Source organism: Methylobacterium sp. P5_C11 (assembly GCF_054049775.1).
This window is the reverse complement of the sequence record NZ_JBFULS010000004.1, coordinates 117,986-129,359: the sequence shown is the minus strand read 5'-3', so window position 1 is coordinate 129,359 and position 11,374 is coordinate 117,986. Positions and strand designations below refer to the sequence as shown.

At 70.4% G+C, this 11,374-nt stretch carries 10 protein-coding genes; 4 read left to right on the top strand and 6 right to left on the bottom strand.

Going from position 1 to position 11,374, the window contains the following annotated elements:
* Positions 1-194 precede the first annotated feature (194 nt).
* The 4 genes from ACXJKQ_RS04295 to ACXJKQ_RS04280 all read right to left on the bottom strand — a co-directional run bounded on the left by ACXJKQ_RS04295 (position 195) and on the right by ACXJKQ_RS04280 (position 3,698).
* On the bottom strand, positions 195-896 hold the full coding sequence (locus tag ACXJKQ_RS04295) for a substrate-binding domain-containing protein (RefSeq protein ID WP_457104536.1): 702 nt from the start codon (positions 894-896) through the stop codon (positions 195-197).
* 184 nt (positions 897-1,080) lie between these two features.
* Complete coding sequence (locus ACXJKQ_RS04290; protein ID WP_457104535.1) at positions 1,081-1,875, bottom strand: hydroxypyruvate isomerase family protein; 795 nt, start codon at positions 1,873-1,875, stop codon at positions 1,081-1,083.
* Positions 1,876-1,878: 3 nt separating this feature from the next.
* A complete protein-coding gene (locus ACXJKQ_RS04285) occupies positions 1,879-2,550 on the bottom strand; it encodes an aspartate/glutamate racemase family protein (protein WP_457104534.1) in 672 nt (223 codons plus the stop codon).
* A gap of 107 nt (positions 2,551-2,657) precedes the next feature.
* Positions 2,658-3,698 carry a LacI family DNA-binding transcriptional regulator gene (locus ACXJKQ_RS04280; protein WP_457104533.1) on the bottom strand — a complete coding sequence of 347 codons (1,041 nt, stop codon included), beginning with the start codon at positions 3,696-3,698 and terminating at the stop codon, positions 2,658-2,660.
* 185 nt (positions 3,699-3,883) lie between these two features.
* Between ACXJKQ_RS04280 and ACXJKQ_RS04275 the strand changes: the two genes are divergently transcribed.
* The 4 genes from ACXJKQ_RS04275 to ACXJKQ_RS04260 all read left to right on the top strand — a co-directional run bounded on the left by ACXJKQ_RS04275 (position 3,884) and on the right by ACXJKQ_RS04260 (position 8,732).
* A complete protein-coding gene (locus tag ACXJKQ_RS04275; RefSeq protein ID WP_457104532.1) occupies positions 3,884-5,191 on the top strand; it encodes an alpha-hydroxy acid oxidase in 1,308 nt (435 codons plus the stop codon).
* 14 nt (positions 5,192-5,205) lie between these two features.
* Positions 5,206-6,267 carry a lactonase family protein gene (locus tag ACXJKQ_RS04270; protein WP_457104531.1) on the top strand — a complete coding sequence of 354 codons (1,062 nt, stop codon included), beginning with the start codon at positions 5,206-5,208 and terminating at the stop codon, positions 6,265-6,267.
* Positions 6,268-6,586: 319 nt separating this feature from the next.
* The gene (locus ACXJKQ_RS04265; protein ID WP_457104530.1) at positions 6,587-7,882 is read left to right on the top strand and encodes an MFS transporter; all 1,296 of its coding nucleotides are present in this window, start codon (positions 6,587-6,589) and stop codon (positions 7,880-7,882) included.
* 16 nt (positions 7,883-7,898) lie between these two features.
* Positions 7,899-8,732, top strand: a complete 834-nt coding sequence (locus ACXJKQ_RS04260; RefSeq protein WP_457104529.1) for an NAD-dependent epimerase/dehydratase family protein — start codon at positions 7,899-7,901, stop codon at positions 8,730-8,732.
* 196 nt (positions 8,733-8,928) lie between these two features.
* Here ACXJKQ_RS04260 and ACXJKQ_RS04255 read toward each other — a convergent pair whose 3' ends face one another.
* Together ACXJKQ_RS04255 and ACXJKQ_RS04250 are read right to left on the bottom strand one after the other, a co-directional pair.
* Positions 8,929-9,960 carry a hydroxyacid dehydrogenase gene (locus ACXJKQ_RS04255; protein WP_457104528.1) on the bottom strand — a complete coding sequence of 344 codons (1,032 nt, stop codon included), beginning with the start codon at positions 9,958-9,960 and terminating at the stop codon, positions 8,929-8,931.
* Positions 9,961-9,964: 4 nt separating this feature from the next.
* Positions 9,965-11,170, bottom strand: coding sequence for an amino acid aminotransferase (locus tag ACXJKQ_RS04250; protein WP_457104527.1), 1,206 nt, complete (start codon positions 11,168-11,170; stop codon positions 9,965-9,967).
* Positions 11,171-11,374 lie beyond the last annotated feature (204 nt).

Sequence of the window (11,374 nt, the reverse complement as noted above, 5' to 3'; positions counted from 1 at the left end):
TTCGGACGGGAATAGTCGCCCGGACAGCACGAGCATAAGGACTTTTTTGCGGTCGCGAAGCCCCGGTCAACCGTGTGGGGGCGCCGTCGGCGTCGCGGGCGGCCCGCGGAAGTCGGGTGTCGCCGCGCCCTGGATCGCTTCACGGCGCTCGCGCCGCCGCCGCCGGATCTCGCCCTCTCAGCGCGCCCGACGTGTCAGAAGGCCGGCTCCAGCCCGCTCGCGCGATATGCCGCTGCGGCTTCCGGCGTCGTCAGCCCGGCGAGGAACCGGGCGGCCCCATCGCGGTCGGTCGCGCCGCGCAGGATCGCGGCCGAGAAGGTCGTCACCTCCTGCACCGGATCCGGGAAAGCCCCGACCACCTCGATCCCCGGCACCACCATCAGCTCGCTGATCTGCTGGACCGCGAGGTCAGCTTCGCCGGAGACGAGCTTCTCGGCGGTGAAGCCCTGCGGGATGATGGTCGCCCGGGCGTTGACCACCTCGGCGAGCCCCAGCCGCGGCAGCAGGCCGGCGAAATAGATGCCGCTGGCGCCCGCGCGGGAATAGGCCACCGAGCGCGCCTCCGTGAGGGTGCGCTTCAGCGCCTCGACAGAAGAAATGTCCGGATGGGGCGCCCCGGCCTTCACGGCGATCCCGTAGCGGGAGCGGACGGCGTCGATCCGGGTCTCCGGTTCGACCCGGCTTTCGGCGACCAGCCGGTCCATGGCGTCCGAGAGGACGAGGACGGCGTCGGCGGCCTCGCCCCCGGCGAGCGCCTTCATGATCACGGTGGTGGGCGCCCAGTGAATCGCCGCCCGGTCACCTGCGGCCTCGAAGGCCGGGATGACATGCGCGTCGAAGGCCCCGCGCACCACCAGGGCGCATTTCAACCGCGTCGCGTTCTGCCTGTCTGCCATGGTGTGTCCGATCATCCTGCTTGAGGGCGTGGTCGCCCGGCGATCCGGTGAGCGTGGTGTCCCCGCCTGCAGCCTTCATCGTTGAGAGCGAGGCGGGCGTGCGCCGCCACGGGTACCGGGGCCACGCGCACCGCGATTGCCCCGCTCCGCCGGCCAGGACGGCGCCGCGGTCGCAGGCGCTCCCTCAGGTCGCCGACCGCATCCAGCCGAGCCCCGCCTCGGTGCCCGAAGCGGGGTGATACTCGCAGCCGACGAAACCGGCATAGCCGACCGCCTCCAGCGCTTGGAAGATCGGATCGAAGGCGATCGTGCCGGTCCCGGGCTCGTGCCGCCCCGGATCGTCGGCGATCTGCACATGAGCGATGAGGGCCGCGTGCGCCCGGATCAGCGCCGCCGGGTCGTGCCCCAGGCAGACGCAGTGATAGGCGTCGAACAGGAGCTTGACGTTGTCGCGACCGATCGCGCGGATCGCCTCCACCGCCACCAGCGGGTCGTCGATCACGTAGTTGGCGATCGAGCCCGGTCCGATCGGCTCGACGATCACCGTCATCCCCCGTGCTCGCGCGGCGTCGGCCGCGAAGGCGAGGTTCTCGAGATAGGTCTCCCAGAGGCGCGCCCGTTCGACGCCGGCTGGCCGGACTCCCGCCATCGGGTGGACCATCCGGCAGCCGAGCTGCGCCACGTAGTCGAGGGTCGGCTCGATGGTCGAGCGGTAATGATCGACCTTGTCGGGGAGCGCCGCGAAACCTTTCTCGCCCTTGCTCGCGTCACCGGCGGGAAAACCGGTCTGGATCAGGGGCACGCCCGCCCCCTCGAGCCAGGCCGCCACCTCCCGGGCCGGAGTCGCGAACAGGTTCGGATGTTCGACCGCGCGGAAGCCCGCCCGCGCGGCGGCCGCGAAGCGCTCCGCGAGCGGCAACTCCGTGAACAGGAAGCCGCAATGGCCGCTGAGGCGGTCCTTTAAGGCACCGAGCTTCATGGTTCAGGCGCTCCTGCCGGTCTCGATCATCGCGCGCATCCGGTCCACCGCCGCGTGGGGGGCGGTCAGGACCGGAACGTTCACAACCCTGCGCACCGCCTCGGCGGCCCGGGACGTGGAGAAATGCGCCAGCATGATCGCGTCGCAATCGGCGAGGTCCGGAGCCCGCTCGGCGATCAGCCGGTTGTGGGTTTCGGTGTCGCCGGCGCGCAGGCGCACCATGGCGTCGTCCACCAGGATCGTCCGCAGGGTGGCCGAGCCCCCGGCCTGACCCACGAATTCCTCGAACTCGTCGGTCATCGTGCCGATGGACGGCCCGAAGGTCGCCAGCATGCCGATCCGCTCGCCCTGCGCGATCGCGGCCCGGAACATCGCCTCGTTGGGCTTGAGCACCGGGACCGGCAGGGTCTCGATCAGCCGGTCGATGGCCGGTCCGAAGGCCGAGCAGGTGATCAGGATGCCGTCGGCGCCCATGTCGTGGCCGTAGCGGCCGAACCGCACGAAGCGCTCGATCATGCCCTCCGAGATCGCGCCGGGCTCCTTCGCCCGGTCGAGCGACAGGCCGTCGTCGAGGAGGTTGACCGTCTCGGCCTCCGGCCAGCGCTCCGTGAACGCGGCCTGGATCGGCGCCATCGCGACCGGCGTCGCGTGCAGGAGAACGATGCGGGGGGCCATGCTGCGTCTCGGGTTCTGCGGGCACCGGCCTGGGCCGGAACGCGGGTCCTCAGCTTGTAAGCGATTTCAAACAGGGGGCAAGATAGCGCAACTTCGCCTCCGGCGATCTAGCGCGGGGGCGGCGCGGTGCTGGCGCGGAGGATCAACTCGGCGTCGATCTCGGTGAGGCGCACCATCGGCTTGCCCTGGATCCGGGCGATCAGGTGGTCGCCTGCGGCGTGGCCGATCTCGGCGGAATGGATGCGGATCGTCGTCAGCGGCGGGTCCAGGAAGGGCGCGAAGTCGGAATCGTTGTGGCCGATCACCGACAGATCGCGGGGGACAGACAGGCCGCGGGCTCGAGCCTCGATCATGGCGCCGAAGGCGATCTGGTCGGTGCCGCAGATGATCGCGGTCGGCGGCGGGCCGCCGGCCAGCATCTGGCGAAAGCCGTCGCGGCCGCCGCCGATCCCGTAGGAGATCTCGATGTCGTGCTCGGGCGCGAGCACCAGACCTCGGGCTGCGAGCGCCTGCGCGATGCCCGTCACCCGCGCGCCGCCGCGGTCGTTGTCCTTGCGCAGGCCGGAGATCACGCCGATCCGGCGGTGGCCGAGATCCATCAGGTAATTGGCCGCCCGGGCCGCCGAGGCGGCGTTGTCGAACCCGACGCAGGGGCGTTCCCGCGACAGGCTGAAGGTCTGCACCATCGGGATGCCGGTCCGGGCGATCCGGGCGTGCAGGTCCGGGTGATGGATGTCGCCGACCAGCATCAGCCCGTCGACGCCGCGCTCCAGCAGGAAGGTCGCTTCCCGCAGTTCGTCCTCGATGTTGTAGCCGGCATTGGCGGCGACCAGCGTGTAGCCCGCCTGCCGCAGCCGGTCCTGGAAGCTCGACAGGACCCGGACGAAGGCCTCGTTCTCGATGTTGGGCACCACCGCGCCCACCGCCATGAACCGGCGGGTCGAGAGCGCCCGGGCGGCGCCGTTCGCGACGAAGCCGAGGTCCTGGGCGGCGCGCATCACCGCCTCGCGCTTGTCCGCCCGGACACCGGCCGAACCGTTGAGCACCCGGGAGACCGTGGCCGTCGAGACCCCGGCGCGGCGGGCGACGTCGCGCGCTACGGGACTTCGCGGCGCGGCGTCGAGAATCTCACCCGGCAGGTCCAGCACGCAAAGTTCTCCTGACCGATCCGGATGCGCAGCGGGCGGGTCTCAGCGTGCGCCTCCACCCGGACGGCCGGCCGGATCCGGAAGTATATTGACACTCCTGGGGCGGCCTGGCTATCTGAAAGCGCTTTCAAAAAACGTGTCCGGGATGGTTGCCAACGCCCCGGACGATCCTCGGGGAGACGCGGATGGCGACGCTCGACCGGCCGGCCTCCGTCGCGGGAGCACCGGAGCGCGCGGCGCCGACGGTGGGCGGAGCCGACGCGAGTGCGGCCGGCATCGCGGCCCCGCAGGCGCTCGTTACCAGCCTGAAGCGCAGCGACGCGGTCACGCCCTATCGGTTCCGCGACCTGCTGGCGCTGGACGATTTCGAGCGCCACGCGCGCAAGCTCCTGCCGCCGATGATCTTCCAGTACGTGTCCGGCGGGGTGGAGACCGGTTCCGCCCTGGCGCAGAGCCGCGGCGCCTATGCCGACTACGCCCTCGTGCCGCGGCTGATGCGCGACACCTCGGCCCGGGACACCGCCACCACGCTGTTCGGCCAGACCTACGCGGCGCCCTTCGGAATCGGACCCCTTGGCGGGGCCGCCTTCATCGCCTACCGGGGCGACATCGTGCTCGCCGAGGCGGCGCGACGGATGAATCTGCCGATGTGCCTGAGCGCCTCCTCGCTGATCAAGCTGGAGGACGTGCACGCCCGGAACCCGCAGGCCTGGTTCCAGGGCTACCTGCCGGGCGACCAGAACCGGATCGACCGCCTGCTCGACCGGGTCGAGGCCGCCGGCTACCGGACCTTCGTGGTCACCGCCGACACGCCGACGCTGGGCAACCGCGAGCACAACATCCGCAGCGGCTTCTCCATGCCGATCAAGGTCACACCCAAGGTGGCATGGCAGAGCGCGACCCACCCGCGCTGGCTGCTGGGGACCGTCGCCCGGACCTTCCTCAAGCACGGCGCGCCGCATTTCGAGAACACGGAGGCCGAGCGCGGGCCGCCGATGATGTCCCAGGGCGCGGTACGCAACACCATCGCCCGCGACCAGCTCTCGTGGAAGAACCTGGAGGCGATCCGCAAGCGCTGGTCCGGCAACCTGCTGGTGAAGGGGCTGCTGTCTCCGGAGGATGTCGAGATCGCCCGGGAGTGCGGCGCCGACGGCGTGATCCTCTCGACCCATGGCGGCCGCCAGCTCGACTACGCCATCGCGCCGCTGGACGTTCTTCCGGAGATCGCCGCCCGGAAGGGCGGCCTGAAGATCATTGTCGACAGCGGCATCCGGCGGGGAACCGACGTGATGAAGGCGCTGGCGCTCGGCGCCGACTTCGTCCTGCTCGGCCGGCCGTTCATGTTTGCCGCCGCGCTCGGCGGCGTGGCGGGCGTCGAGCACGCGATGCGGATCCTCAAAGAGGAATTGAACCGCGACATGGCGCTGATCGGCGTCAACCGCCTGTCCGAACTCAACCCCGATTTCCTCCGTCGCGTCCCGCGGCGGGGCTGAACCGGACACGCCGCATGACCGACGCAGCCCTCCGCCCTCTCGGCCTCGCCTTTGTCGGTTGCTTCACAACGGAGCGGCGCAAGGCCCGCGGCCGGGGCATCGACGTCTACCGAACCCACGGGGGCCTGGAGGCCTGGACGCATCTCGGCGGGGTGGAGGGGCTGACGAACCCGTCCTTCCTGGTCGCCGACCCCCGGCGCGCCGTGGTCTACACGGTCCAGGGCGATGGCGAGGCGGCCAGCGCCTTCGCGGTGGCGGACGACGGTACCCTGCGCGCCCTCGGGAGCGCGGCGACCGGCGGCACCAACAGCGTCCATCAGGCCCTCGATCCGAGCGGGCGCTTCCTCATCGTCGCCAACTACGCCACCGGCTCTGTCGCACTGCTGCCGGTGCGCCCCGATGGCGGCCTGGAGCCCGCCTGCCACGTCTTGTCGCTGCCCGGCGAGCCCGGCCCGCACCGGACCGAGCAGGCCTGTGCCCACCCGCATCACGTGGTCATGGCACCGGACGGGCGCCACGTACTCGTGCCCGACAAGGGACTCGACCGGGTCTTCGTCCTGCGGCTGGACGGCGATCACCTCGCGGTGGCCTCGGAGACGGCGATGCGGCCGGGTGCCGGGCCGCGCCACATCGCGTTCCATCCGAACGCGCCCCTCGCCTTCCTGGTCAACGAACTGGACTCGAGCGTCGCCACCTGCCGTTGGGATGCGGAAACCGGCACGCTGACGCCCCTGCACCTCGCCCCGACCCTACCTCCGGACTTCTTCGGCGCCAGCACCGCCGCAGCCATCGCGGTCACGCGGGACGGCCGGTTCGTCTACACGTCGAACCGCGGCCAGGACGGGATCGCGCGCTTCCAGGTGGACGTCGCCGGGCGGCTCGATCCCCTCGGCTGGACGTCCTCCGGCGGTCGCGACCCGCGCTTCATGAGTGTGGCGCCGGACGGCGATCACCTGCTCGTCGCCAACGAGCAGGGAGATGGCCTGGTCGAATTCGCCATCGATCCCGCGCGCGGAGACCTCACCCGGACGGGATCACGTCCGAGCCTCAGCCCCTGCACCCTCGCGTTCCTGTGACGAAGGCCTGGAACCTGTCCGCTTTCACGGCGGGGCCGACCCGCCACCCTCCGTCCGACACTCGGGCTGCGATGGTCAGACTTCTCCGGTGGAGTCCGGCGCTGGCGATGGAGCGCGACGGTCCCGGGCAGACAGGCACACGATATGGCGCAGGTCCCGTCTTCCGCACGGGAGAGGGAGGCCGTCGCCGACGCACGCCGTGTGACTTCGATAGCCCGCACGGGAAGCAGTAGTCCCGCCGCCGGCAGCCATCTCTGAAATCGCGCCAGCATATCTCAAAACAACAAGAAAAATCAGAATACCATCGGAAGGAAACGCAATGTTCGTCAAGCGTTACAGGTTCATGATCGCCTTCCTGCTGTTTATAGCCGGGATCATCAACTACATGGACCGCGCCGCGCTCGGCGTCGCCGCCCCCTTCGTCAAGCAAGACCTCAATCTGTCACCCTCCGAACTCGGGGTGATCTTCAGCACGTTCTTCTTCGGCTACGCGATCTTCGCCTTCGTGGGCGGGCAGCTTGCCGACCGCTACGGGCCGCGCAGCGTCTACAGCTGGGCCGCCGCCGCGTGGTCGATCCTGTGCATGCTCACCGGCGCTGTGACCGGCTTCGCCCAGATGTTCATCGTCCGCGCCCTGTTCGGCTTCGCCGAGGGACCGATGAACTCGACCACGAACCGCACCATCACCACGTGGTTCCCCCGCGAGGAGACCGCCCGGACCATCGGCTTCACCTTCTCGGGCCAGACGGTGGGCAGCGCCGTCGCCGCGCCCGTGGTCGGATTGCTGGCGATCCAGTACGGCTGGCGGGTGGCGTTCGTGGCCATCGGCGCCGTCGGCCTCCTCTGGGTCGTCGCCTGGCGCATGCTCATGACCGACCGGCCGCAGGACAATCCCCGGGTCGACCCGGAGGAGATCGCCCTCGTAGAGCGCAGCCGGGCTGTCACGCACCTCGCGCCCTCGGACCATGCCCGCTCCCTGAAGGAATACCTGGTCCTTCCGAGCACCCTGTCGCTCGGCCTCGGCATGTTCGCGGTGAACTACACGCTCTACATTTTCCTCTCGTGGCTCCCGAGCTACCTCACCGACGCCCTGCACATGCCGGTGAAGGAGATGGCGCTGGTCGCCTCGATCCCCTGGGCCTGCGGCTTCGTCGGCTATGTCGGCGGGGGCGTGGTGGCCGATTTCGTCTACACGCGCATGGGCGACAAGCTGGCCGCCCGGAAGATCACCACGATCGTGCCCCTCGCCATCGCGGGCGTCGCCCTGATCGCGGTCAACGCCGCGACCAGCACCGCCATGGCGGTGTCGCTCATCGCGCTCGCTGTGCTGATGCTGACGAGTTCCGTGCAATCCTGCTGGGCGACGATCCACGAACTGGTGCCCGAGGCACGGGTCGGCGGGGTCAGCGGCTTCATCCACCTCCTGAGCAACATCTCGGGGATCATCGGGCCGACCGCCACGGGCTTGGCGGTGCAGTATCTCGGAGGCTACGCCAGCGCCTTCGTGATCGCCGCGCTGATCGCGGCGGCCGGCGTCGTCGCCATGGCGATCTTCGTCCGGCGGCCGCGTACCCCGGCGCAGGCCGGCCCCCTGGCCGCGGCCAAGGCCATCTGACCCAGGAGCAGCACCCATGAGCGCCGAGACCGTCCCGCAGAAACCCGTCCTCCTGACCGGCGCCTCCGGCGCCCTTGGGCGCATCCTGAGCCGGGCGCTCGCCGCGCAGGGCTGGACGCTCCGGCTCACCGACCGCGTGCCCTTCCCAGACCCGCTGCCCGAGGGCGCACGCTTCCAGGCCGCCGACCTGGAGGACGGGCCGGCGATCCTGCGGCTGGCGGAGGGCTGCGGCACGATCCTCCATTTCGGCGGGATCTCGGTGGAGCATCCGTTCGAGACGGTGATCGGCCCCAACATCCGCGGCCTCTACCACGCCTACGAGGCGGCCCGCCGCGAAGGGGCGCGGATGGTCTTCGCCTCCTCGAACCACGCCATCGGGTTCCACGAACGGTCCGAGGTGCTGGACGACGACTGCGCCCTGGCGCCGGACGGCTATTACGGCCTGTCCAAGGCCTACGGCGAGCTGATGGGCGGACTCTACCGCGACAAGCACGGGGTCGAGAGCGTCTTCCTGCGCATCGGCTCCTGCTTCCCGGAGCCCACCGACGCGCGGATGCTGGCCACGTGGCTGTCCTACGCCGACCTGACCCGGCTGATCACCCGCGCCACCCTGGCGCCGACCCTTGGGCCGAAGGGCTCGGTGGTGATCTGGGGCGCCTCGAACAACAGCCGCATGACGTGGTGGCGGCAGGACGGGCGGGCCGTGATCGGCTGGGCACCGCAGGACAGCGCCGATGCCTACGCACCGGCCCTGGAGGGTAAGACAAGCGGCAACCCGGTGGTGGAGCGCCATCAAGGCGGCGGGTTCACCGCGATCGACTATTCGCGCCGCGAACCGCCCGCGCGGTGAAACGCGCAGGGTCATTCGACCCGACTGGTCCCGCCCGCGACCTCATCCCGGAGCGCGGACGCGCGGCGGCCGCCGCGACCGAGGTCTCCTGGGATCGCAGCGGTATCTGAATGCCTCCGGGACTGCTGAGCAGCACCTCAGGATGAGGCGATCCGGGCCGATCGCTGGAGGCGTGTGGACGGCAGCGTCGCGAAGCTCAACCGAACAGCTGCGCCCGGCGCTCCAGCACGGCGGGCCAGACTTCCGGATTGACGAGGCGCGGCGGCCGCTCGCCCTTGAGCAGTCCGATCACCTGCTCGGCCCCCCAGGACGCGACGTTCCGGCGCGCCTCGTGGGTGACGCCGGCGGTGTGGTAGGTCGCCACCACGGTGTCGAGCTTCAGCAGGGCGGAGTCGAGGGGCGGCGGTTCCGGCGACCAGACGTCGAGGCCCGCTCCCGCGAGATGCCCCGATGCCAGCGCCTCGGCGAGTGCCGCCTCGTCGTGGACGCCGCCCCGGGCGGTGGTGATGAACAGCGCGCCCCGCTTCATCGCCGCGAAGGCCTGCGCGTCGAAGCTGCCGCGCGTCGTGTCGTCGAGGGGGCAGTGCAGGGAGACGATGTCGGACCCGGCGAGGAGCTGCGCCCGGCCCACCGGCTCCGCGCCGCGCGCCCGGATCTCGTCGGCCGAGAGCAGGGGATCGTAGGCCAGGACCCGCATGTCGAAGCCCCGTGCGAGCTTGGCGACCGCCCGGCCGGTATGGCCGATCCCCACGAGGCCGAGGGTCGAGCCGCCGATCTCGTGGCCCATCAGCGACTCCCGCGGGAAGCCGCGGGCGGTCCGGAGCAGCCGGTCCGAGACGCAGATCTTGCGCGAGACGGCGAGCATCAGGCCGATCGCGAGTTCCGCCACCGAGCGGGCATTGCCGCCCACCTGGTTGACGACCGCGACGCCCGCCCGCGTGCAGGCGGCGGCGTCGATCGTGTCGAAGCCCGCGCCGCCCGACGAGACGGCCAGCAGGTTCGGGCAGGACGCGAGCAGGTCGTCCGTGACATGCCAGCGACGCGGCAGCTCGTCCCGCGCCGGGGAGACGTGGAAGACGTGAGCCTGCTCGAGCATCGCCTGGAGCGTGCCCTCGGGCCCCTGCAGGTCGCCGACCTGCAGGCCGATGTCGGGCTCGGCCCTCAAGCGCGCGTCGAAGATCGGGTTGATCCAGACGTTGAACCGGCAGACGCGCTTGAGGGCCGCCACGGCCTCAGCCTTTCACCACCGCGTCGATCGCGTCGATGACGTGGTCGATGTTGTGGGTATTGACCGCGGCCACGCAGATGCGGCCGGTCTCCAGGGCGTAGACCTCGTGCTCCTCGCGCAGGCGGGTGGCCTCCGCGGGGCTGAGGCCCGTGTAGGAGAACATGCCCTTCTGCACCTTGATCGCGTCGAAGCCCCGCTCCGGGTGGCGCTGCTGCAGGCTGTCGGCCATCCGCTCGCGCATGGCGCGGATCCGGTCGCGCATCTCGCCGAGTTCCCGCTCCCAGTCGGCGCGCAGCTCCGGATCGGTCAGCACGATCTCGACGATGGCGGCGCCATGGGTATGGGGGTTCGAGTAGCTCGCGCGGACGAGACGCTTCGCGAAGGCCTCCACCTTGGCCTTCGCGGCGGGGTTCTCGGCCACGATGGTGAGCGCGCCGACGCGCTCGCCATAGAGGGAGAACGACTTCGAGAACGACGAGGCGACCAGGAATTCCTGGCCGGATTCGGCGAACAGGCGCACCGGCTCGGCATCGGCGTCGAGGCCGTTGCCGAAGCCCTGATAGGCGATGTCGAGGAACGGGATCAGGCCGCGCTCGGCCATCAGGGGCACGAGGTCGCGCCACTCGTCGAGGGTGAGATCCGCGCCGGTCGGGTTGTGGCAGCAGGCGTGCAGCACCACGATCGAGCCCTTCGGCAGATCCTGGAGATAGGCCTTCATGGCCGAATAGTCGGCGCTGCCGGTCTCGGCCGAGAAATAGGGATAGTCGACGACCGTGAAGCCGGCTTGGCTGAACAGCGCCTTGTGGTTCTCCCAGCTCGGATTGCTCACCGCGACCTTGGCGTTCGGATAGAGCTTGGCGAGCACGTCCGCGCCGGTCTTCAGGGCGCCGGTGCCGCCGATGCTCTGGAGCGTCGCGACCCGGTTCTGCGACAGGATCGGGGCGCCCTTCCCGAACAGCAGTTCCTGGACCGCGTCGCGGAACGGCTTCGTGCCCTCGATCGGCCGGTAGGTCTTGGGCAGGCCCTTCTCGATCCAGCGCTTCTCGGCGGTCTGCACGGCGCGCAGGCGCGGCACCTTGCCGTCGGCATCCGTGTACACGCCGACCACGAGGTTGAGCTTCTTCGGGCTCGGATCGGCGTTGAAGGCCTCGAACAGGCGCATGATCGGATCGAGCGGCGCGTCCTGGATGCCGGCGAACAGCGAGGTCATGATCGTCAATCGTCCCAGAGGGTCTTCGGCGGCGACGCGCGTGGGCGCCCCGTCATGCCCGGCAACGGGCCGGGCCGGAGCCCCTTATTCCGCACATCGCGCCGGCCCGCCAGCGCTTCGGCGCGCATCAGCATCGCAATCCGCTCAACGATCCTTCCTCGCCTCCTGCGCCGCTCTTCCGAAGGGCGGCCCATCGGCCATAGA

What these genes read in the sequence shown, in the direction of transcription:
- ACXJKQ_RS04260 (WP_457104529.1), top strand. Translation starts at nt 7,899, where the DNA reads ATGAGCGCCGAGACCGTCCCGCAGAAACCCGTCCTCCTGACCGGCGCC.
- ACXJKQ_RS04265 (WP_457104530.1), top strand. Translation starts at nt 6,587, where the DNA reads ATGTTCGTCAAGCGTTACAGGTTCATGATCGCCTTCCTGCTGTTTATA.
- ACXJKQ_RS04290 (WP_457104535.1), bottom strand. Translation starts at nt 1,875, where the DNA reads ATGAAGCTCGGTGCCTTAAAGGACCGCCTCAGCGGCCATTGCGGCTTC.
- ACXJKQ_RS04295 (WP_457104536.1), bottom strand. Translation starts at nt 896, where the DNA reads ATGGCAGACAGGCAGAACGCGACGCGGTTGAAATGCGCCCTGGTGGTG.
- ACXJKQ_RS04275 (WP_457104532.1), top strand. Translation starts at nt 3,884, where the DNA reads ATGGCGACGCTCGACCGGCCGGCCTCCGTCGCGGGAGCACCGGAGCGC.
- ACXJKQ_RS04250 (WP_457104527.1), bottom strand. Translation starts at nt 11,170, where the DNA reads ATGACCTCGCTGTTCGCCGGCATCCAGGACGCGCCGCTCGATCCGATC.
- ACXJKQ_RS04285 (WP_457104534.1), bottom strand. Translation starts at nt 2,550, where the DNA reads ATGGCCCCCCGCATCGTTCTCCTGCACGCGACGCCGGTCGCGATGGCG.
- ACXJKQ_RS04270 (WP_457104531.1), top strand. Translation starts at nt 5,206, where the DNA reads ATGACCGACGCAGCCCTCCGCCCTCTCGGCCTCGCCTTTGTCGGTTGC.